Annotated in this window: 18 protein-coding genes and 1 tRNA gene; 12 read left to right on the forward strand and 7 right to left on the reverse strand. The window is 62.9% G+C overall.

The genetic code is table 11. The annotated features are described in order from the left end of the window. Nucleotides 1–9 precede the first annotated feature (9 nt). From CK230_RS17680 to ptsP, 3 genes are read left to right on the forward strand one after another with little or no spacing between them, the layout of a single operon-like run. Nucleotides 10–1,014, forward strand: a complete 1,005-nt coding sequence (locus tag CK230_RS17680; protein WP_095818411.1) for a PTS glucitol/sorbitol transporter subunit IIB — start codon at nucleotides 10–12, stop codon at nucleotides 1,012–1,014. A 27-nt stretch (nucleotides 1,015–1,041) separates the two neighbouring features. Further along, nucleotides 1,042–1,422 carry a PTS glucitol/sorbitol transporter subunit IIA gene (locus CK230_RS17685; RefSeq protein WP_095818412.1) on the forward strand — a complete coding sequence of 127 codons (381 nt, stop codon included), beginning with the start codon at nucleotides 1,042–1,044 and terminating at the stop codon, nucleotides 1,420–1,422. A 45-nt stretch (nucleotides 1,423–1,467) separates the two neighbouring features. Beyond that, the gene (ptsP, locus tag CK230_RS17690; RefSeq protein WP_095818413.1) at nucleotides 1,468–3,453 is read left to right on the forward strand and encodes a phosphoenolpyruvate--protein phosphotransferase; all 1,986 of its coding nucleotides are present in this window, start codon (nucleotides 1,468–1,470) and stop codon (nucleotides 3,451–3,453) included. Nucleotides 3,454–3,469: 16 nt separating this feature from the next. Here the strand turns inward: ptsP and CK230_RS17695 are convergent, their stop codons facing one another. Then, nucleotides 3,470–4,255, reverse strand: coding sequence for a hypothetical protein (locus CK230_RS17695; protein WP_095818414.1), 786 nt, complete (start codon nucleotides 4,253–4,255; stop codon nucleotides 3,470–3,472). Between the two features lie 141 nt (nucleotides 4,256–4,396). On the opposite strand from CK230_RS17695, the gene CK230_RS17700 reads away from it, so the two are divergent. Next, entirely contained in the window at nucleotides 4,397–5,410 is a 1,014-nt protein-coding gene (locus tag CK230_RS17700; protein ID WP_095818415.1) for a sugar-binding transcriptional regulator, read from the forward strand. A 1-nt stretch (nucleotide 5,411) separates the two neighbouring features. On the opposite strand, the gene CK230_RS17705 is transcribed toward CK230_RS17700, so the two are convergent. Continuing rightward, a complete protein-coding gene (locus CK230_RS17705; RefSeq protein WP_095818416.1) occupies nucleotides 5,412–6,482 on the reverse strand; it encodes an acyltransferase in 1,071 nt (356 codons plus the stop codon). Nucleotides 6,483–6,671: 189 nt separating this feature from the next. Continuing rightward, nucleotides 6,672–6,748: transfer RNA gene (locus CK230_RS17710), tRNA-Pro, on the reverse strand. Nucleotides 6,749–6,894: 146 nt separating this feature from the next. On the opposite strand from CK230_RS17710, the gene CK230_RS17715 reads away from it, so the two are divergent. From CK230_RS17715 to CK230_RS17740, 6 genes are all read left to right on the forward strand, one after another. Further along, complete coding sequence (locus CK230_RS17715; RefSeq protein ID WP_210201483.1) at nucleotides 6,895–8,109, forward strand: YcaO-like family protein; 1,215 nt, start codon at nucleotides 6,895–6,897, stop codon at nucleotides 8,107–8,109. Continuing rightward, a complete protein-coding gene (locus tag CK230_RS17720; RefSeq protein WP_095818417.1) occupies nucleotides 8,106–9,434 on the forward strand; it encodes a TfuA-like protein in 1,329 nt (442 codons plus the stop codon). The genes CK230_RS17715 and CK230_RS17720 overlap by 4 nt, the downstream gene beginning before the upstream one ends. Before the next feature lie 81 nt (nucleotides 9,435–9,515). Beyond that, nucleotides 9,516–10,886: a hypothetical protein gene (locus tag CK230_RS17725; protein ID WP_176480129.1), complete on the forward strand. Its 1,371-nt coding sequence runs from the start codon at nucleotides 9,516–9,518 to the stop codon at nucleotides 10,884–10,886. Between the two features lie 22 nt (nucleotides 10,887–10,908). Beyond that, complete coding sequence (locus CK230_RS33640; RefSeq protein ID WP_095818418.1) at nucleotides 10,909–11,091, forward strand: hypothetical protein; 183 nt, start codon at nucleotides 10,909–10,911, stop codon at nucleotides 11,089–11,091. A 61-nt stretch (nucleotides 11,092–11,152) separates the two neighbouring features. After that, nucleotides 11,153–11,998, forward strand: a complete 846-nt coding sequence (locus CK230_RS17735; RefSeq protein WP_095818419.1) for a hypothetical protein — start codon at nucleotides 11,153–11,155, stop codon at nucleotides 11,996–11,998. A gap of 247 nt (nucleotides 11,999–12,245) precedes the next feature. Further along, complete coding sequence (locus CK230_RS17740; RefSeq protein WP_095818420.1) at nucleotides 12,246–14,012, forward strand: tetratricopeptide repeat protein; 1,767 nt, start codon at nucleotides 12,246–12,248, stop codon at nucleotides 14,010–14,012. Here the strand turns inward: CK230_RS17740 and CK230_RS17745 are convergent. The 4 genes from CK230_RS17745 to CK230_RS17760 form a co-directional block, all read right to left on the reverse strand. Continuing rightward, on the reverse strand, nucleotides 14,004–15,281 hold the full coding sequence (locus tag CK230_RS17745; protein WP_095818478.1) for an O-antigen ligase family protein: 1,278 nt from the start codon (nucleotides 15,279–15,281) through the stop codon (nucleotides 14,004–14,006). The two genes, CK230_RS17740 and CK230_RS17745, sit on opposite strands and share 9 nt — an antisense overlap. Before the next feature lie 80 nt (nucleotides 15,282–15,361). Further along, nucleotides 15,362–16,897, reverse strand: coding sequence for an undecaprenyl-phosphate glucose phosphotransferase (locus CK230_RS17750; RefSeq protein WP_095818421.1), 1,536 nt, complete (start codon nucleotides 16,895–16,897; stop codon nucleotides 15,362–15,364). 98 nt (nucleotides 16,898–16,995) lie between these two features. After that, nucleotides 16,996–18,126 (reverse strand): glycosyltransferase, encoded by a 1,131-nt coding sequence (locus CK230_RS17755; RefSeq protein WP_095818422.1) that lies wholly within the window; start codon nucleotides 18,124–18,126, stop codon nucleotides 16,996–16,998. Between the two features lie 10 nt (nucleotides 18,127–18,136). Beyond that, nucleotides 18,137–18,700: a polysaccharide biosynthesis/export family protein gene (locus CK230_RS17760; RefSeq protein WP_095818479.1), complete on the reverse strand. Its 564-nt coding sequence runs from the start codon at nucleotides 18,698–18,700 to the stop codon at nucleotides 18,137–18,139. Here CK230_RS17760 and CK230_RS33150 point away from each other — a divergent pair. Further along, nucleotides 18,699–18,869 (forward strand): hypothetical protein, encoded by a 171-nt coding sequence (locus tag CK230_RS33150; RefSeq protein WP_176480130.1) that lies wholly within the window; start codon nucleotides 18,699–18,701, stop codon nucleotides 18,867–18,869. The two genes, CK230_RS17760 and CK230_RS33150, sit on opposite strands and share 2 nt — an antisense overlap. Nucleotides 18,870–18,962: 93 nt before the next feature. Continuing rightward, a complete protein-coding gene (locus CK230_RS17765) occupies nucleotides 18,963–21,212 on the forward strand; it encodes an exopolysaccharide transport family protein (RefSeq protein WP_095818423.1) in 2,250 nt (749 codons plus the stop codon). Nucleotides 21,213–21,306: the final 94 nt, after the last annotated feature.

A 21,306-nucleotide genomic window follows, 5' to 3' on the forward strand; every position in this document is an offset into this window, starting at 1 on the left:
GAGGACACCATGGCCAATACATACAAGGCAGTAAAGATCTCGAGAGGCTCCACCGGTTGGGGCGGCCCCCTGGTCATCGAGCCGACCGAGCAGCGCAGCAAGGTCGTGTCGGTGACCGGCGGCGGCATCCATCCGGTGGCCCAGCTCATCGCCGACATGACCGGCGCCCAGGCCGTCGACGGCTTCAAATCGCCGCCGATTGAAAGCGAGATGGCGGTGGTCGTCGTCGACTGCGGCGGCACCGCGCGCTGCGGCGTCTACCCGCGCAAGCGCATCCCGACCGTCAATCTGACGCCGGTCGGCCAGGCGGGTCCGCTCGCCCAGTTCATCACGGAAGACATCTACGTTTCGGGCGTGAAGCCGGCCAACGTCACAATGGCGGACGGATCCGAAGCGGTCACCACCGCGGGGGGAGCAGCAACCATGAATTCGAGCAGCAACACCACAGCCAGGGCGGCCGAGCCGCTGCCGAGCGAAGGCGGGCTTATCGGCCTGATCAGCTCGATCGGCCGCGTCATGGGGCGTGTGGTCGGCATCTTCTTCAATTCCGGCCGCCGCACCATCGACCAGGTCGTCCGCAACGTGCTGCCGTTCATGGCCTTCGTGACCATGCTGATCGGCTTGATCCTCTATACCGGCATCGGTGACGTTCTGGCGCAGCCGATGGGTCCGCTGGCCAACAACATCGTCGGCCTGCTGGTCATCTCGGCCATCTGCGGCCTGCCGTTCCTGTCGCCCATCCTGGGACCGGGCGCGGTCATCGCACAGGTGATCGGCGTCGCCATCATCGGCCCGCAGATCGCCAACGGCACCATCTCGCCCGCGATGGCGCTGCCGGCGCTGTTTGCCTACAACACCCAGGTGGGCTGCGATTTCGTTCCCGTCGGTCTGGCGCTCGGTGAGGCCAAGCCGAAGACGATCGAAATCGGTGTGCCGGCGGTGCTCATCAGCCGCCAGATCATGGGCCCGGTCTCCGTGCTGATCGCATGGGTCGTGTCCCTGATCGTGTTCTAGAACATCAGTAAAAACGAGGTTCGCCATATGTCGGTTCTTCTCAAGACACGGGTCACGGCAATTGGACCCGAAGTGGCGGACCTCGCCGAGGGCGGCGTGGTCATCCTGTTCGCGGATGGCTCGCCTCCCGAACTGGCAGAGGTCTCCGTTCTGCACAAGACGGAGGAAGGTCCGAGCGACAGCGGGCCGGCGAAAGGTGCGTCAATCACGCTCGGACCGGTCTCGGCTGTTATAACCGCGGTCGGCGAAACGGCCTGGAGCAAGGTCCGCGAAATGGGCCATGTCGTGATCTCCTTCAACGGAGCGACCGAGGCCGAAAGGCCGGGCGAGCTGTGCGCGTCCGAGATCGACACCGGGGCGCTGGTGACGGCTCTGACGCCGGGCGCTGTCATCACCATCGCCGCCTGATAATATCCGCTGTCTGTCGACGGCGCCCAAACCTAGAGTATTGCCATGGAACGCTCGACCATCGTCAGAGTGCACGAAGGTTTGCACGCCCGTCCCGCCACGCGGTTCGTAAAACTCGCCAAGGGTTTCGAATCCGATGTCGAGCTGGTCAAGGACGGCAAGGCGGTCAGCGCCAAGAGCTCGGTCAAGCTGATGCTGCTGGCGGTCAAGGAAAACCAGGAAGTCACCGTGCGCGCCAACGGTGCCGACGCCATCGAAGCAATCGAAGCGCTGATCGGCTATCTTGAGAATCCGCGCGCTGGCCTGGATGACGAGGGTGAAGCGGGCGAGGGCGGCTCGGAAACCGCAGCTGCGGCACCCGCGCCCGAGGCCGCGCCGACTGCCGCCGCACCGGCGGGTGGAGCACCGAAACTTCAAGGCGTCGCCGCCAGCGAGGGCGTGGCCATCGGGCCGGCCTTTGCTCACTTCCCCCCGGAAATCGAAGGACCGGGCAGGCGTCTGCAGGCCGATGAGATCGACCGCGAACTCGAGCGCTTCCACAGTGCTGTCGCCAGCGTCCAGGCCCGCATGGATCGCACGCTCGCCGAGAACAATCTCTCGGCCGGCGACCGTGGCATCGTCGCGGCGCTACGCGATATCGCCGCCGACGACAGCCTGACCGGCGAAGTGGAAAGACTGATCAAAGGCGGTGACGATGCGGTCTCCGCCGTCATCGCGGCCGCAGCCAGCATCGCCGCCGATTTCAGCGCGGTCGACGACCATTATCTTAATGCCCGAGCCGACGATGTGCATGCCGTCGGCCGGCAGATATGCCTGGTGCTGCTCGGCCAGGACGAGGTCAGCCTGGAGACCATTCCCCAGGGCGCGATCCTGATTGCCGACGACATCGGCGCCTGGGATCTGGCGCGCGCGCCGCTGAAGCGCATCGGCGGCGTGGTCTGCGGCCACGGCGGCGCCACCTCGCACATCGCCATCATCGCGCGCTCGCACGGCATCCCGGCGGTGCTTGGTCTCGGTGATAAGGTCAACCAGTTGCGTGCGGCCAAGGAGGTCGCCATCGACGGCAATGCCGGGCATGTGATCGTCGATCCGGATGAGGCGACGCGCTCAGATTTCACCCGGCGCGTTGAAGCCGCGGCGCAGGAGCGCGCGGGCCTCAAGATATTCAAGGGAGTAACTCCTACCCGCGCCGATGGCACGGTGATCGAGGTCGCGGCCAATATCGGCTCGCTGGAAGAGATCGAGGCGGCGCAGGAAGCCGGCGCCATGGGCGTCGGCCTGTTCCGCACCGAGCTGCTCTTCATGCGCCATATGCACCTGCCTTCGGAAGACATGCAGGCCGAGACCTACAGCGCCATGGCCAGGGCGTTTGCGCCGCATTCGGTCATCGTGCGCACGCTCGACATCGGCGGCGACAAGCCGATCGCCGGCATCGAATTTCCGGACGAGGAAAACCCCTTCCTCGGCTGGCGCGGCATCCGCATGTGTCTCGACCGGCCCGACATCTTCAAGCGCCAGCTGCGGGCGCTGCTCAGGGCCGCCGTCCACGGCAATATCAAGGTGATGCTGCCGATGGTCTCGGAAATCGCCGAGGTAACGCGCACACGCGCGCTGGTCTATGAATGCGAGGCCGAGTTGAAGGCCGAGGGCGTTGAGCATGCGAGCTTCGACCTCGGCGTCATGATCGAGACGCCGGCCGCCGTGCTGATCGCGCCGGCGCTGGCGAAGGAAGTGGCGTTCTTCTCGATCGGCACCAATGATCTCACCCAGTACATCATGGCCGCCGACCGCCTCAATCCGACGGTCGCCAAGCTCAACGACGTCACCAATCCGGCGGTGATGTCGGCGATCGAGCTGACGGCCAAGGCCGGTGTCGCGGCCGGCATCATGGTTGGCATGTGCGGCGAGGCCGCCGGCCGTCCGGACCTGATCCCGGCCTTCATCGGGATGGGCCTGACCGAGCTCAGCATGAGCCCGGCCTCGATCCAGCGCGCCAAGAAGACCATTGCGGCCATGGCGGCCGAACGATAGCGGATCCTCGCGGCGGTTAGGTCAGATGCGCGAGCAGTGTGGCGAGGACCGGTGTCAGTTCCTGGACGGCATTGGCCTGGGCGCAGGCCTGCCGGATGCGATCCTCCCGCACTTCGGCCGCCAGCACCGCGATCTCGAGAATGTCGGGCTCCGGCGCGCCGCCGTCCGCCTTGGTCGCCAGTCCGCAGGCAAGCACCACGGGCGCAAGGCAGCTGATGTCGAGCGACCGATCGCCGGCGATCGCCGGGCCCGTCCCGATTTCGCCAGGCTGAACCGGACGATGGTTGAGGCATTCGACGAGGAGAGCCGCGCAGGCCGCCGCGACCTGGTCGGTGGAGGCCGTGTCCGCCGTCGCCCCAGCCAGGAGATCGGCATGGCGCTTGCGCATCGCGGCGTGCACGGCGGAAAAACTCGCCTCGTGTACGCGGGGATTGTCGACGCCGTAACCGGCCAGAACCGCGCGGGTCAGATAATACATGTCGCGCCTGAATTGACGTTCGCCGCCGATCTGCCGGTCTTCATCGCCGTCCGGGAAATAGGAGCGCAGGCTTTTTACGGTCGTTCCGTCGACCTTGAGCGGCCGGGAATGCGGAACGAAGGATTCAGCGATCGTCAGCGCGTCGTCGACGGCGCTTGCGGCGTGGCCGAGCAGGCTGCGGCCCGGAAAGGGAGGCAAATTGGCGGCGATATCATGAGACGTCTCGCCGGCGCTGTCGTGGCGGCTCTGGCGGATGGCGTCGCGCAGTTCCCGAAGCCGGTCCTTCAGGTTGGCGCGGACGTCCTCGGAGATTTGTCGCAGCATCGCCAATTACCTCGAAGTGCTGAAGTCGCTAACGGCTCGGGGGCGCCAATCCCCCTCTCTAGATTGTTCGTGTCGATTGGTAGATCAATAGACGATATTTAACCAGCGCGCAGAATCGGCGACGGTATCGCGGAGGGGAACTTGGGCAGGCGACGGCAGGGCGAAGCTGAAAACGGCAAGGCGACAGCGGAGGCGGCCGAGCAGGTCGTCAATGAAAGCCGGACCGACCGGCTAAGGATTCGCGCCGCCTGGATGTATTTCGTCGAGCAGATGACACAGAACGAGATCGCCGACGTGCTCGGCGTCGGCCGGGTTACCATCGTGCGCATGCTGGCGGAGGCGAGGGCACGCAACGAGGTGAAGATCACCATCGAGAGCGAACTCCTGGAGATCGTGCGCCTGGAGCGCGCGCTGGAAAAGATCTTCGGCCTGCAGCAGGCGCTGGTGGCGCCACTCTCCGACCCCAACGCCGATCCGATCCCGGCGATTGCCGCCAAGACCGGTATGTTTCTGTCCGACGCGATGAAATCCGGCATGCGGGTCGGCGTCGGCTGGGGCGTCACGTTGTTCAACACCTTGCCGTTCATCAGCGCCAAATCGCTTACCGACTTCAGCGTGATCTCGCTGCTTGGCGGCATCGGCGTCGCACGCCGGGTCAACCCGGCCGAGTTCGCCTGGCGCTTCGCCCAGATTTTTCAGGGCGACGGCTATCTGATGCCGACGCCGGCCGTCGTCGACAGCGTCGAGACCAAGATCGCGCTGGTCGAGCGCTGCGGCCTGCAGGAGATTTTTGCAATGGCCGACGCGCTCGATGCGGTCCTGCTGAGCGTCGGCGGCATCGCTTCGGCCACCACCTTCTCGCGGGGCGGCTTTCTCAAGGAAGCGGACCGGGAGGCCCTGCTGGCGCGTGGCGCCGTTGGCGACCTTCTGTTCCATTTCTACGACCGCCAGGGCGACCTGGTCGACCATCCGGTCAACAGCCATGTTATGTCGGTGGATGTCGATCGGCTGCGCAAGGCCCCGATCCGCATCCTCACCTCCGGCGGCGCGGAGAAGACCGAGGCGCTGCTCGGCGCCATGAACCTGATCGCGCCGACCGTGCTCATCACCGACGAGGAAAGCGCGCGCCGCATGCTGGCGGCGCACGCTGCTTGAATCATGCGATGGATGGGCTCGCGCGTTTCGGAATTGAGCCTCGGAGAAACCTGCGGGCTGGCTCCTCCAGCAGAATGAAGACGGCGACCGAAATAATGACCAGCAAGGGCTGATACAAAAGCCGTCCGATCCATTCCCATTCCCCCGTGAATATCACTGGCATCCACTTTCGAACCGGAATTTGGAGGATGTAGAGGGCATAGCTTGCATTGCCCAGCAGCACGAGAGGTTTGTGCGACAGCACGCGTCGGACCATGCCCTGATTCACGGCGCATGTCACAATCAGGGCAACGAAGCCGATTCCCGCGAAAGACGCTATGGTCGCCGTGCTGGTTGCGACAAGCGCGACAACCGTGAACGCACCGGCCAGGATGGCGGCCAAGTCGCCACGAAAGCGATCGAGCGAGCCAGCCCGAAAAAGCAGGGCGCAGATGATGCCGGTGATGAACTCGGGCAGCCTCAGAAGCGGGAGAGGCATTGGCGCCATCCAGCTGAAAGCAAGGTAACCTGTCGGCCCGAGACCCGGAAGGCACATAACGGCAAAAATCGACACCGCTGCCGCCAGGCCGGCCCACAGAGCCGCGGTCGTAAGTCTTGACAGGAGCGGAAGCAGGAGCGGGAACATGAGGTAGAAGAAGAACTCGACCGAAAGCGTCCAGCCGGCGGGGTTCCAGAAGAATGCAAGCAATGACGCTGGTGCTCCCCAAGCCTGAATGAGGCCAAGCGTCGCCAGCGACGCAAGCGGGTAATCGAAAAGCCCTTTTGCCAGCGGCAGAGCTACCGCGAGGGCAAGGAGATAGACCGGATAAATTCTGGCAAATCTCGCGATTGCGAACCGTCGAACCTCATGCCAATCGGACATCTTGCCAAAGTAGGAATGTGTCAGGATGAATCCGGACAGCAGGAAGAAAAACGAGACGCCGAGATAGCCATTTTTCACAAAATTGGCGATCAGGTGTGGCGCTCCGTTGATGTTTGCCGAATGGTACGCAAGCACATAGACAGCTGCGAAAAACCGCAAGCTGGTCAGCTGCGTCAGGTTCGATCCGGGTGGAGAAGGCTTTGAATCCATGCAGAGTGCCCCTGGCTGCAATGATGAGGCGGTGCTCGGAACTCTCGATGCTGCCAGGAAACTCCTGTACTCCGGGCCACATTAACAAACCCGCTATACTCGACGATGGCGGCCGTTCTTCTGCGGGAATCGGTCGACCCGGCCGCTCTCGGTCGATGAAAGGTCTGGGGCCAAGTTTTAGGTTGAAAATGGTCGGAGTGGCCGGATTCGAACCGACGACCCCTTGACCCCCAGTCAAGTGCGCTACCGGGCTGCGCTACACTCCGGACCGCGCAAAGCCCTATAGTCTCAAAGGTTGGAGTGCAAGGGTCCGTTGGGCAAAATCATTGAAATTGTGGACGGCCGGCGAGACCTGCTCTGTTGGGTGCCGGTGGAAATCGGTAAGCTCTAGCGATCTCTTGGAGATAACCTAGTGTCGTTGGCGAATGGCGCCGTACCGGGAATTCCATATCGCGCGGAGAGCGCGCACGGCGCGATTGCCCGGATTCGCCCGCACTGGGCACGGATGGGGATTACCAGGGTCGCCAATGTGACCGGGCTTGACCGCATCGGCATACCGGTGGTGATGGTGTGCCGTCCCAACGCCCGGTCGCTGGCTGTTTCGCAAGGCAAGGGCATCGACCTGGAATCGGCCACGGCTTCGGGCCTTATGGAAGCGGCGGAGCTTTATCACGCGGAGCACATCGAGCGCCCGCTGAAACTCGGCAGCATGGCTGAGCTCTCGCAATCGCACCGGTTCGCCGAGGTCGGAAGGCTGGCTCGCATCAGCGGCAGGGCATTCACGAAGGACATTGTGACGCTATGGATCGAGGGCCGGGAGATGATCTCCGGCGAGACACGCTGGCTGCCTTACGAGTCGGTGCGGGCCAACTTTACTCTTCCACCACCTCCTGGAAGCGGCTTCTTTGACTGCAGCAGCAATGGGCTCGCCTCGGGAAATACAGCCGATGAAGCGGTCCATCATGGGATTTGCGAAATCATCGAACGCGACGCGACTGCCCTGTGGAACCGGATGCCGTCCGCCAGCCGCCGGCGCACCGGCGTCGACCTCGGCAGTGCGTCGGACGGCCCGTGTCGCGACGTGTTGAAGAAACTGGAAGGCGCGGACTTCGACGTCGCGGCGTGGGAAACGACCTCCGACATCGGCGTGCCGGCCTTTTTCTGTCTGATCGCGGATCGCCGGGACCGGAACAGCCATTACGGCATAGGCGCGGCGGCGCACCCGGTGCCGGAGACCGCCTTGCTGAAGGCGCTCATCGAGGCCGCTCAGGTGCGAACGACCTACGTATCGGCGGCACGGGACGATCTGACCGCCGAGGAATATAACGAAGACTATCGCGACAAACGCCGCCTGCAGGCAGAGAGACTGCTGGCCGAACGTTCCAGCATCAGGCGACTTGCCTCCGCCGAGGGCAGGAGTGCACAAGATGTTGCAGCGAATGTGACCTGGCTGACTGAAAGGTTGCAGGCGGCAGGCGTAACCGAAATCATCACCGTCGATCTGTCCAAGGAGGAGATCGGCCTGTCTGTGGTCCGTGTAGTTATACCTGGCCTCGAAGGTCCTGACGACCATGACGCCTATATGCCGGGCGAGCGGGCTCGACGAATGTCGGATGGCGGACAGTGAAAGCGGTCGTCTTTTGCGGCCCAAGCCTGCGGGCGGATGACATCGCATCCTACGACGGCTTCGAATTTCGCCCTCCCGTGCGCCAGGGAGATCTCTATGTCGCCACGCGCGACGGTCCCAGGGCAATCGGCGTCATCGACGGTTATTTCGACGGTCAGCCTGCTGTCCTGCACAAGGAGATACTTTGGGCCTTGACGCAAGGGATCGCCGTGTTCGGAGCGTCCAGCATGGGCGCGCTCCGTGCCGCGGAGTTGCACTCGTTCGGCATGCGCGGCGTTGGGCGTATTTTCGAAGCCTTTCGCGACGGCGAGCTCGCCGACGACGACGAGGTCGCGCTCATTCATGGTCCGCCGGAAACCGGCTACATCCATCTGAGCGAGCCGATGGTCAACATTCGCGCGACGCTCGAGCGGGCGGTTGCGGAAGGTATCATCGACAGACCGACAGGGTTGCGCCTTGCGGCCTCGTCCAAGGCGCGTTTCTACCGGGAAAGAACCTGGCCTGACATGCTGGCAGACATCGGCGATCCCCGTACGGAGCAGGAGCTGGCGGCCTGGCTGCGAACAGGCAAGGTCGACAGGAAGCGCGAAGACGGGTTGCAGCTGCTGAAGGAGATGGACGCGTTTATCCGCAATGGCGCTGCGCAGGGAACTCCCGCCTTCCATTTCGAATGGACCGAGAACTGGCACAATGCATCCTGGCGAAACGAGGCCGCCCAGCCAGGCGGCAAGGTCACGGCAGATCAGGAAGCTATTCTCGATGAGCTTCGGCTGAGCGGCGAATATGCGCAATTGCGTCGCGAGGCGCTGCTTCGCCTGTTGGCCCGCGGTGAGCGGGCAGCACCGGATCGCCAGGCAGTCAAGCGTGCCATGGGCGATTTTCGCTCGCGACGCGGGCTTATGCGGCAGGCGGACGTCAGCGCCTGGGCGCGCGACAACGGAACGGATCTTGCCGGCCTTGATCGCATGATCGAGGATGATGCGGCCATAGAGACGCTCGCGCGAGACCGCGATGCCGAACTGCATCGCGCCATCCTGGACAGATTGCGCGAACAGGGTCTCTACCCTGGCTATCGAGACAAGGCTCTGGCCAGGCAGCGGTCGCCGTCGCCGTTCGTGCCGGTGCCGCGCGCCCTGCTCGCAGCCTGGTTTTTCGAGAATCGGCTCGGCCGGCAGGTTCCTCGCGACATCGACGACTATGCCATTTCGATCGGATTGCCTGGCATCGACAGTTTCTACGACCTGCTGGCTCGTGAATATGCTTTCACGGTCGGCAGCAGCTCTTCCGATCACTCTGGCCTGACCGACGAAAACGGGCTAACTTGAAACCGCATTCGCCGACGATACCGCAGCCAGTTTGACGTGCCATGTCTTTGTCCATTGCGAGGGGCAAGTGTGACATCTGGAGTGGAAGGCTCTGCATTCAAGAACGGGACGCGCTTCCGGCTGTTTGCCCAGGCGCCGTTCCTCAAGGCGTTTGATCGACCCGAAATCGTGCTCGTGTCGCCGCTGGCGGGGTCGGTCGGTCCCGGCCCGGGCGACGATCGCATGTATGTCGTCGACCCCATTGGCAAGGCGTTTGCCTACGGCCTTGCCGAAAATGTTCGCGGCGACCCGCTTTATTTAATGCCGCCTTGGCGCGGCGACGTCTTTCCTCCAGCGTTTCCTGATCCCGACGGCCATTTCGATCACATCGACCCGGACGATCCGACATTCGAGGCGGCGCATCTGTTTGGCTCGGTGCGTTTCACGCTGGACGTGTGGGAGAAATATTTCGGCCATCCGATCACCTGGCATTTCCAGCGCGACCTCGACCGCCTGGAACTGGTGATACAGCGCAATCTGCATGAAAACGCCTTCATGGGATACGGCTTTCTGGAGGTCGGAATTCATGAGACGGCGGACGCTCGGATCGAGCCGTTCACCCTGAACTTCGACGTTATAGCCCATGAGGTCGGCCACTGCGTCATCTATTCCATCATCGGCGTGCCCGACCCCGGGACGGCCAGCGCGGAATACTATGGCTTCCACGAATCCTCGGCCGACCTCGCTGCCCTCGTCGCCGCCCTGCATTTCGATTCCGTCATAGATGAGTTGTTGGAGACCAGTCACGGCAATCTCTACACCCACAATCTCCTCAACCGCGTCGCCGAGCTCTCCTCCAATAGTCAGATCAGGCTCGCCGCCAACCCGCTGTCGATGCTGGATTTCGTCCATGGCTGGAGCGACGAGCATGCCCTTGCGCAACCGCTCACTGGCGCGATGTTCGACATTTTTGTCGACCTCTTCCATGACGAGCTCGTCACCCGGGGTCTGATCACCCAAAGCCAGGAAGACCTGTCCGACAGGCTGGAGGACTGTCCCGACTATTTCCGCGTCATCCAGCCGATGTTCGATGAAGCCTATGCGGCGGCGCCTTTGGCGTTTCGCGAAGCACTGGTCGCCTCGCGCGACGAGCTCGGCATGCTTCTTGCCGAAACCTGGCGGCGCCTTGCGCCGGACGGTCTCAGTTACGCGGAAGTCGGATATACGTTGCGCGCCGTTGACAGGCTGATGACGGGCGGGCGCTGGCGCACGATCATCGACGTCAACTTCAACCGCCGCGCGATCGGTTTTGTAAGCGCCGGCCCCAAAATCAAGCCGTCCGGACCCAAAAGCCACTTCGGTTTGCCGAGGGTATTCGTGCCGGCGCGTCATGGCGCTTGTTGTGCACGGCATCTGCATGTTGCGAGACGGACGGGGACGCGAGACAGACTGGCCAGGGCCGGCGTTCTTTGAGTCAGATGAGGAGGAATGTCCAATGCCTTACGTCGTGACGGAAATCATGGACGACATTGAATTGTTGCAAGCCCATGTGGACAGCATATCCAAAAAGCGAGGCAGGGTCGTAAGCGTATTATGGCGCGAAAGTGATCGCGCTTATGTCGTGACGCATGAGGTGGAAGCGGCTGAGAAACAAAACAGAAGCCAAAGGGCTGCCTAATGCCAAGAAATCATTCAGTCTAATGTTAGATACATGATCCAGGAACCGGAGGGTAGCGGTAATGGTAGAGAGTCTTCTTAGCGTGTCGGGTATAAATCTATTCGGCCATTTTGTGATCGATTTGCAGGTTGTGAACCCACTTCTCAATCCTATCGTGGCGCAGGTAGCGACTGCCAAGCACATACCGGCATTGACCGGCAACAAGGTCGTGAACGGTGTACGTTTGACAGAAAAGAGCAAGATTGTTGTTTGGAAACAGAAGGTTCCGGATCAGATCGGTGTGTACACGGTTGGCGGCGCGGACGGTCGATGGACCAAGGATGACACGCCTGTCGGTGCGATAATCCAGGTGACCGGCGGGGATAGTTTCGTCGGCTATTTCATGAAACTTGAGGGCGGGTTCGAATTTATCGGGCGCCGCCCTGGCGCGGCCAACCGAAGCGGCAAGAACAGGCTCCTTGAAGACCAGCTGCAGAACGGCAGGTTTGCAAGAATATATGGCTTCAGTTTTGAGGGAAGCTACTACGACCTTCCGAGGCCCATAATATTCCTTGTGCACGGTGATGGAGAGCTTGTCGCGGAAGATCTCGGCACGTTCAGCGCCGCCCGCTCACCCAGCCCGACCGGACTGACGGGCCTCGCTGCGGCCGACTTCGATTTCGCCGATGGCCTGCGGGTCTGGTCCTACGACAAGGCCGACTACACAGTCCGCATGGATGTCGAGACAGGCATGTTCGAGGATGTGCTGCTCGCGGCGATACTCGGTGGCGGCGGACCGGGCGGCATGGACAGTGCCGGCATGAGCGCGCGTGGCATGAGCGCAAGGGGAATGAGCGCGCGTGGCATGAGCGCAAGGGGAATGAGCGCCCGCGGCATGAGCGCTCGCGGAGGCGGCAACAGCGATTGACCTGCATGGAATGAGTCCCTGACGGCCCATTCGCTTGGACATGCGGAAGATCGGCCTTGGCTGGGCGATCAACGGTATGGTGTGTCGCCGCTCACTGATCGCGCGGGCGTTGCATTAGCATGAGCTAATTCCTTTAAATCTCAGCAATATTCCCTTGAGCACGTCTTTTTTTCCCGCCTGCTGTTGGCGATTCTGCGTGCTATGCTGCGCTGCCCGGTGATTGCTGGAAACGCCGGCGGGAAGAGCAATGGTAACAGGCCGATACGAGCTGATTAATCGAAAGCTGTCGGCGATCGTCTATGCGGACGTGCACGGCTACAGCCGCCTTATGGATCAGGACGAGGCAGGCACAGTTGTCCGCCTGACCCGGTCGCTCAGCTTCATACGCGGCTTGGTTGGCGACTATGGCGGTTCAGTCGTCGACACTGCCGGCGACGCTGTGGTGGCCCTGTTCCCCAGCCCGACCCTGGCGTTGCATTTCGCGGTCGAGATGCAGCGGGAACTGTCCAACGAGACGGTGTGGTCAGGCGCCCAGGATCCCATCACCTATAGGATCGGCATTACCGTCGGAGACACGATCGCAAGCGACGGTGAGATCTATGGCCTGGGCATCAATATGGCCGCTCGAATCCAGTCGCTGGCGGAGCCGCGCGGCATATGCATCGCCGAATCCGTTCGCCAATTCGTTCGTGGCGAGCCGGAGTGCTCGTTCCGCTCGCTAGGCAAGCAAAAGCTGAAAAATATCGCCGACGAAGTGGAGGTCTTCGCGGTCGATTTCGAGCTGGCGCATGCCGAGCCAAGGGTGTCGGCGCCACGTTTTGCCCCTGCGCCCGAGCGTATCGCGCCGGAGAGTTCGCTGGCGGTCCTGCCGCTTGAGAACGTTTCAGGTGACCCCGCGGACCTTCATTTGTGCCAGGGTGTCGTGGCGGATCTCATTTCCAACCTGTGCCGGTTCCGCAACCTGATGGTGATTGCCCGACACTCGACGCTGGCCGTCGTCGCCCAGACGCGATCGCTGCGCGAGATCGCCAATCAACTGGGTGTTCGCTATCTCCTGACGGGAAGCCTGCGCCGTGCGGGCGCTCGCCTGCGGGTCGCCATGGACCTGGTCGAGGCGCAGACCGAGCATACGATCTGGTCGGAACGCTACGACGGCAGCATTGAGGACATCTTCGCCTTCCAGGACGATGTCACCGCAACGACCGCGTCGCGGCTGGCCGTGCAGATCGACATGGCTGAGAGGCGGCGGTTGATATCGCAAAATCACCCCAACATTCATGCCTATGGCATGATCTTGCGCGGACAGGATCTCAGCTTCCGCTTCCGCCCGGAGAGCAATTGGCATGCCAGGCGGCTTTATGAGCAGGCGAGGGTTCTCGATCCCCGTTATGCCCGCAGCTATGCGGCCCTGTCACGGACGTTCAACGTCGAATGGCGTTATGCGTGGACCAACGACCCGGAAGCTGCGCTGAACGAGGCGTTGAAGCTCGCAAGTCTAGCCGTGCTGCACGATGACCTCGATGCACGTGGTTACTCGGAGATGGGCTTGGCTCACCTCTACAAGAAGCAGCACGATCCAGCGATCGCCGCCTACGAACGCGCTCTGCAGCTCAATCCCAACGACGCCGACCTGCTGGCCGAGATGGGCGACTGCCTTGTCTACGTTCGGCAGGCGGAACGGTCCGTGAAGCTGCTGGAGCGGGCGATGCGGCTGAACCCTTACTATCCCGATGCTTATCTTTGGTATCTGGGTGATGCCTATTTCCAGCTGGGCGAATATGAAAAAACGATAGAGACGCTGCAGAAGATGCGGGACGGCTCCGAGGGCCATCGGCTAATGGCAGCGAGCCATGCCTATCTCGGCAACACCCAAGAGGCGGAGAAGCACGCCCGTGCGCTGCTGGAGGTGCACCCGAATTTTACCACCGAGCAGTGGCGTAAAGTTCCGCCGCACAAATATCCCGAGGATACTGAATTGCTTGTCGAGGGCCTGCGCAAAGCAGGGCTAAGATAGCGAAGGTGCGGGCGTATGCCGCGAGATAGATGACGCGGCCGCTGCCGGAACGGGAACTCGCCCCAGCCGCAATTCCCGCTGACGCCGGTACTCCAGCGCGATGGCGCCCCAGACCAGTCCGAGCAGCAGATAGAGATGGCGCCAGTGGTCGATGTCGATGAAGGTGCCAAGCCCGATATTGCCGAGATAGGCGACATAGGCGCAAAGCAGATAGGGCTGCCATGGCCGGTCGCGCAGGAGGATGCGGAAGCCGGCGACGATCGTCCACAAGGTCAGCGTCAGGAACGACACGAAGCCCAGCCAGCCATAATCCATCAGCGCCTTCAGCCAGATGTCGTGCGTGTCCTCGCCATAGATCGTGCCGAACACCAGCGGTCCGATGCCGAACGGATGCTCCATGGCCAGCTGGAAGCCGATCGTGTAGCGAGCGAAGCGGCCGAGTCGCGCCGAATCGTAGCTCTGCTCGAGCTGCGCGCGCTGGGTGAACATGTCCGACACGCCGGGCAGTTGCAGGATGATCAGGAAGGCGATGACCAGCAGCGCCACGGCGGCGATCGTCATCACGACGACCCGCAGCCGGAACTTGCCGCTGGTGCTCTGCAGGAACAGGCATGCCGTGAGCAGCACCGCCGACACCGCGAACATGCCCCAGGCGCCGCGCGAGAAGGAGAAGAAGATGCCGGCCGCGATGATGAGCAGCGGCATCGCAAGCAGCGGCATGCGCCGCACCGGGCCAGTGAGCAGCCGGAAGAGCAGGTAGGTGCCGGGCAGCACCAGGAACGGCCCGAACACGTTCGGGTCCTGGAAGGCGCCGGCCGCGCGGTCGTATTTGGTGAACATCTCCGCGCCGGGAAAGGCATGGAAATAGCCGGCGATGCCGAGCAGCGATGTCGCCACCGCCGACACGACATAGGCGATGAAGATCAGCCGGTAGAGGCTGGGCTGGACCGAGGTCACCGAGGCGAAGAACACCGCGCTGAAGGCGAGGAACAGCGAGACGGCAAGATAGAGCGGCGTGTTGGCGAGATCCGCCATCTGCGTCATGGCGATCATGCCGCCGATATTCATCGCCACCAGGAGCACCAGCAGCGGCACGATCGCGCGCGAGATCCTGAGGCCGAACAGCGCCCAGACCGCGATCAGCCCGGCCATATAGATTTCGTAAGGCGCGGGCTCGCTGATGACGAAGCCGGAGAGCAGGATGCCGATGCCGATCCCCGCCGACGCGATCAGCGAGACCAGCTTGGCGTTGACCGCTGAAGGCGGCAACTGATTGACAGCCTGCGGCTGCAACTGGTTGACCGCCGACGCCGGCAATGCCCGCGGCTGCAACTCATGGGCGACGGCACTCAATAGGCGTTTTCCGTGTTGAGCAGGCGGATCGGCGTCAGGAACAGGATGCGCAGGTCGAACAGCATCGACCAGTTCTCGATGTAATAGAGGTCGTATTCGGTGCGCATGCGGATCTTTTCGTTGGTGTCCATCTCGCCGCGCCAGCCGTTGATCTGCGCCCAGCCGGTGACGCCGGGCTTCACCTTGTGGCGGGCGAAATAGCCGTCGACCACCTCGTTGTAGAGCAGATTGTGCGACTGCGCGGCGATCGCATGCGGGCGCGGCCCGACCAGCGACAGCGAGCCGAAGAGCGAGTTGAAGAACTGCGGCAATTCATCGATCGAGGTCTTGCGGATGAAGCGTCCGACGCGGGTAACGCGCGGATCGTTCTTGGTCACCGTCTGCTTGGCGGTCGGGTCGGACCGGTCGGTGAACATCGAGCGGAACTTGTAGACCTCGATGATCTCGTTGTTGAAGCCGTGCCGCTTCTGTTTGAACAGCACCGGGCCCTTGCTGTCGAGCTTGATGGCGATCGCTGTGGCGAGCATCACCGGCGAGAAGACGATGATGCCGACAAGCGAGAAGACGATGTCGAAAGCGCGCTTGGCGACCGAATCCCAGTCGTTGATCGGCTTGTCGAAGATGTCGAGCATCGGCACGGAGCCGATGTAGGAGTAGGCGCGCGGCCGGAACTGCAGCGCGTTGGAATGCGCCGAGAGCCGGATGTCGACCGGCAGCACCCAGAGTTTCTTGAGCAACTGCAGGACGCGCGATTCGGCGGTCAGCGGCAGCGACACGATCAGCATGTCGATGCGTGCGATGCGGGCGAATTCTATGAGTTCGGAAATCGTGCCGAGCTTCGGATAACCGGCGACGATCGGCGGCGAGCGCTTGTCGTTGCGGTCGTCGAAGATGCCGCAGATGCGGATGTCGTTGTAAGGCTGCTTCTCGACCGAGCGGATCAGCTGCTCGGCCGCCTTACCGCCGCCGACGATGAGCGCGCGGCGCTCCATGCGGCCGTCGCGTGCCCAGCGCCGGATGAGGCTGGACATCACCAGCCTCAGGCCGAAGATCAGCACGAAGCCGACCACGAACCAGGTGCCGAACAGCAGGCGCGAATAGTCTTCCGACGCCTTGATGGCAAAGGCGGTGAGCGCCATCAGCGCGAAACTGCCGGCCCAGACGAGCAGCACGCGGCCAAAATTGGCCAGTGGGCGCATCAGCGCCGCGATCTGGTAGCGGTCGGTGACGTCGAGCAGCACCACGGCCAGGAACGACGTCGCCGCGATCGCCAGCGGATATTGCCAGGCCAGATAGGTGAAGAAGCCGACATAGTAGAAATAGACGCCGAGCCCGGACAGGAACAGCAGTGCGAACTCGACCATGCGCAGCACGCCGCTGACCATGATCGGCGACATGGTATCGCGCCGGTATTGCGAGGCGACCTGGCGCGCCACGTCGTTGATGCCGCCGGGCTGTCCGCCATCGGCGGGAGCGTCGTAGTTGCGCACCGCATCCATGGAAAAGCGGTGGGCGGGGTCGATCTCATTCATGGGAACTGTCCGCGAGCTTCGCGCAAATGCTTAGCAAAAGAGAGCTAAAAAAGGCTTGAAACAACCGGTGGTTTTGAAGCTGTTGTGCGGTTGCGGACCTACTTGTTCAGCGCCGCGAAATAGGCCTTCTCGATCTCGGCCGCCATTACGTCGGCTCCGAATCGGGCCTTGAGCTCGCCGGTCTGCGGCATCATCTCCCGGTACGCGTCGCGCTCGCCGAACGCGGTCTTCATCTTGCCGGCAAGCTCCCCTGGATCCGGCCGGATCAGGGCAGGGGAGCCCTCGCCGAAGATTTCCGGAATGCCGCCGGCCGCGGTTGCGATCATCGGCATGCCGGCGGCCAAGGCTTCGAGCACAATATAAGGCATCGCCTCCGCGCGCGACGGAACCACGACCAGCTCGGCCAGGGCGAAAGCTTGCCTGGCCGGCATCGGTGGCAGGAAGCGAACGCGGCTCTCGAGGCCGAGCCGCTCGACCTGCTCGTGGTAGCGCGGCAGGTCGTCGCCGTCGCCAACCATCACCGCGCTCAAGGGCCGTTCAAGCTCGCTGCCGGCCAATGCCAGCGCATCGATGAAGATATCCGGGCCTTTCAGGTCGCGCATCATGCCGATGTACAGGAAATCTGCGGCGTCTGCCGCCGTCGCCACCGGTTCGAATTCGGCGGCGCGCAGGCCGTTATAGACGAGCCGGTTGGGTATGGGCGGTTCGCCGACCTTGCGGCGATAGGTTTTCCGCTCATAGTCGGAAACGAACAGCAGGCAGTCGGTGAAGCGCGCCATGAAGCGCTCCAGCCCGAAGAACAGCTTTCCCGTCACTGTCGTTTCGTCATAGTGGAGGGAGCCGCCATGCGGCGAATAAAGGCGGGCCACGCGAGACCTTGAAACCCGCAACAGTGAGCCGAACAGACGGGCATAGGCGCCACCCTTGGCGCCGTGCCCGTGCAGCACGTCCGGCCGCAATTCCTGGATGATTCGATAGGTGCGCCAGGCCGAGGCGAGGTCGCCCGGCCCGACATGACGCTGCATCGGCGTGCGATGGATGCCGAGCGCCAGGCTGTCCTTCATCGCCTCGAACAGCCGTTCTTCATAGTCGCCGCCGGTCGTCGAGTCGCAGACGATACCCACCGCGTGGCCGGCAGCGACCTGCGCCTCGGTCAGGTCGCGCACATGCCGGAAGATTCCCCCGACAGGTGAGCGAAAGCAGTGGACGATCCTGAGGTTCACCGCCACGACGGCTTTTTCAGAACAGGCGTTCGCGGACGTAGACGGTGTCGCCGGGCAGGAGCGGATCGGATGTCAGCACCCGTCCGGTCATCACCTTGCCGTTGATATCGCGAGTAATGTCGACGCTCTCCTGATTGGCGCGCGGCGTGAAGCCGCCGGCAATGGCGACCGCCTTTTGCACGGTGAGCCCCGGCACATAGGAATACTGGCCGGCAGCACCCACTTCGCCCATCACGAAGATCGGCCGGTAACGGTCGATCTCGACCGAAACGTCGGGATCGCGCAGATAGCCCTGGCGCAATTTGTCGGCGATCTCCTTTTCCAGCTGCTGCGCGGTGTGGCCGCGCGCCGGAACACCGCCGACCAGCGGGAAGGAGAGGTAGCCGGACTGGTCGACGCTGTAGGTGTTGGTCAACCCTTCCTGCTCGAATACCGTGACACGGACGCGGTCGCCGGCGCCGAGCCGGTAGGGCTGGTCGAGCACTTCATGGAACGCGGCGGGCGTCGGGCGATAGCTCGAGCAGCCGGTCAGCAGCGACAGGGCAAGCAAAGCGCGAAAGAGGGAAGCAGTGCTTTTCATGACCGGCCAGGAACCTTCATCGCTCTTGCCGCAAGCCGCGGCACAACCCCAGGAAAGTGCGACCATTATCATCCTGTTAGGGTTAATGGGCGGTAAAGGAGCGCGATCCGAGGCCGCGTTGATCGGCAAAAACCCAATCGTTCTATTGCTTTCGCCCAATATTCTTTGAGCGCCCTCTAATAAGCCGCCGCCCTAATCTTAACGGGTGAGTTACCATAGTTGTTTACGGTCCATCCTCGACTCAAAGTTCGGAGCAGGATGCATGTCCGTTCAGTCCGCGGCCGCAGATGTCGATGTCGACCTGAGACAGCTTTTCGCCAGCCTGGCGAGGAACTGGCTGCGCATTGTTCTTGTCACGCTTGTGGTCACCGGGCTCGCCTTCGCTTTGGCCTGGCTCGCGACCCCTTATTACAAGGCGACAGCTAAGCTGGAGATCGGCTCGCGCGAATCGGAATACACCCGGCCGCCAGGCACCAACGACGACGACAAGCCGATTCTCGACGAGCAGGGTGTGGCCACTCAGGTCCAGATCATTTCCTCGCCCGATATCCTCAAGCAGGTGGCAACCAAGCTCAACCTGGACAAGCTGCCTGAGTTCGACGAGACCCTGAAGATGTCGACGCTCGGGCGCGTGCTCGTTCTCGTCGGCTTGAAAAGCGACCCCTTCGATATTCCGCCGGAAGAGCGCGTGCTGAATGCCATGCACGACAAGCTCAATGTCTACGCGGTCGAAAAGACTCGCGCGATCGCCATCGAGTTCGCCTCGAAGGATCCCAAGCTTGCCGCCGATATCGCAAACGGCATCGCCAACGCCTATATCGCCTCGAAGAGCGACGCCAAGCTCGAATCGAATGCCGCCGCCACCAACTTCCTGGCGCCGGAAATCGCCGACCTGCAGAATCGCGTGAAGGACGCCGAGGCGAAGGTCGCGGCGTTCCGCGCCCAGTCAGACCTTCTGATGGGCGGCAACAATGCGGTGCTGCCGACTCAGCAGCTTGCCGAACTGTCGAGCGAACTGTCGCGCGTGCGCGCCAGTCGCGCCGCCGCCGAAGCGAGTGCCGAGAGCGTGCGCCGGGCGTTGCAGAATGGCGGTTCGCTGGACAGCGTGCCGGAGGTTCTGTCCTCCGAGCTGATCCAGCGCCTGCGCGAGCGTCAGGTGGAGCTCCGGGCCAACATTGCCGACCTTTCCACGACGCTGCTGGACAACCATCCGCGCATTCGCGCGCTGAAGTCGCAGCTTGCCGACCTCGACGGTCAGATCCGCAATGAGGCGCAAAAGATCATCCGAGGGCTGTCGGCCCAAGCTCAGACGGCCAAGGCCCGCGAGGATCAGCTGGTCGCGGATGTCAACACGCTGAAAGCCGCTTCGGCGCGCGCCGGCGAGCAGCAGGTACAGTTGGACGCCTTGCAGCGCGATGCGAACGTTCAGCGCCAACAGCTTGAATCCTATATGGCAAGTTACAATGCGGCGGCCTCGCGCAAGGATCGGAAATACTCGCCCGTCGCGGCGAGTCTGATCGCGCAGGCCCAGGTGCCGTCCCAGCCTTATTTCCCGAAGATCGGGCCGATCACCGGGGCGGCCGCCGCCGCTTCGCTGCTGCTGATGGCGATCGGCACGCTGCTTGGCGAGCTGTTCTCCGGCCGTGCCATGCGTCCTGCCCCCGGTGCCCGTTTTGAGAACATAGAGCAGGTGGCGATGCCTGTCGCGCGGACGGAACCGGTGATCGATGACGAAGGTCGGGCTTTCGCTCCTTACGAGGAAGCCGCGGCAGCCCATTCGATCGTGGAAGCGGAACTCCCCAGGCCGGCCGAGAGCGAGCGGGTGGAGGCTCATGCTGCCGCTGCCGAACCCGCTGAGTCCGGCGTCAAGCCTTCTGAACCCGGCGAATCGGCGCCCGAGCCGCGCCGATCCCGGCTCGGTGAGATCGATGTCGACAAGGCGGCGGAGAAGCTGATCGCCTCTGGCGCGGCGCGCGCGATCTTCGTGTCGCCCGAAGGCGACGAGGCGGCCGCGTCCGCCGTGCTGGTGGCGCGCGAAGTTTCCGACGCCGGCTTGCGCGTGTTGCTGCTCGATCTGACCGCGTCGGGTGCGGCGTCGCGGCCGATGCTGGACTCGAGCCTGTTTCCGGGCATCACCAATCTGCTCGCTTCCGAAGCGCAGTTCAGCGACGTCATCCATCCCGATCTTTATTCGGATGCGCATGTCATTCCGGTCGGCACCGCCGACCCGGTCCGCGCCATGCGCGCCGCCGACCGGCTGCCCATCATCATGCAGTCGCTGACCACAGCCTACGATCTCGTTGTGGTCGAGTGCGGCCCGGCCGATGCGCAGGGCATCAGCCGCTTGGTCGGCGACGGCACCGAAGTCTTCCTGTCGATGCTGGAAGCCGACGATCAGGTGACCCAGGCCGCGGTGAAGCTGATCGAGAACGGCTTTCCAGACGTCACGCTGGTCACGCCGGTCGGCCGTGAGCCGGGAGATCCATTGCCCGGACGCCGGTCGGCTGCATAAAGCTGGAGGCCAACAAGACTGTTCTGCGTTGCCGCGGCATTTCTCGGCGGCTCCTGCACTTTACATCGGCGGCAAGGCTCCTAGTTTCGATGTT

Source organism: Mesorhizobium sp. WSM3859 (assembly GCF_002295065.1).
Lineage (GTDB): Bacteria > Pseudomonadota > Alphaproteobacteria > Rhizobiales > Rhizobiaceae > Mesorhizobium.

Coding starts and splice junctions, on each gene's coding strand:
- CK230_RS17680 (WP_095818411.1), top strand. CDS start 10: ATGGCCAATACATACAAGGCAGTAAAGATCTCGAGAGGCTCCACCGGT.
- CK230_RS17685 (WP_095818412.1), top strand. CDS start 1,042: ATGTCGGTTCTTCTCAAGACACGGGTCACGGCAATTGGACCCGAAGTG.
- ptsP (WP_095818413.1), top strand. CDS start 1,468: ATGGAACGCTCGACCATCGTCAGAGTGCACGAAGGTTTGCACGCCCGT.
- CK230_RS17695 (WP_095818414.1), bottom strand. CDS start 4,255: ATGCTGCGACAAATCTCCGAGGACGTCCGCGCCAACCTGAAGGACCGG.
- CK230_RS17705 (WP_095818416.1), bottom strand. CDS start 6,482: ATGGATTCAAAGCCTTCTCCACCCGGATCGAACCTGACGCAGCTGACC.
- CK230_RS33640 (WP_095818418.1), top strand. CDS start 10,909: ATGCCTTACGTCGTGACGGAAATCATGGACGACATTGAATTGTTGCAA.
- CK230_RS17735 (WP_095818419.1), top strand. CDS start 11,153: ATGGTAGAGAGTCTTCTTAGCGTGTCGGGTATAAATCTATTCGGCCAT.
- CK230_RS17740 (WP_095818420.1), top strand. CDS start 12,246: ATGGTAACAGGCCGATACGAGCTGATTAATCGAAAGCTGTCGGCGATC.
- CK230_RS17750 (WP_095818421.1), bottom strand. CDS start 16,897: ATGAATGAGATCGACCCCGCCCACCGCTTTTCCATGGATGCGGTGCGC.
- CK230_RS33150 (WP_176480130.1), top strand. CDS start 18,699: ATGACCGGCCAGGAACCTTCATCGCTCTTGCCGCAAGCCGCGGCACAA.
- CK230_RS17760 (WP_095818479.1), bottom strand. CDS start 18,700: ATGAAAAGCACTGCTTCCCTCTTTCGCGCTTTGCTTGCCCTGTCGCTG.
- CK230_RS17765 (WP_095818423.1), top strand. CDS start 18,963: ATGTCCGTTCAGTCCGCGGCCGCAGATGTCGATGTCGACCTGAGACAG.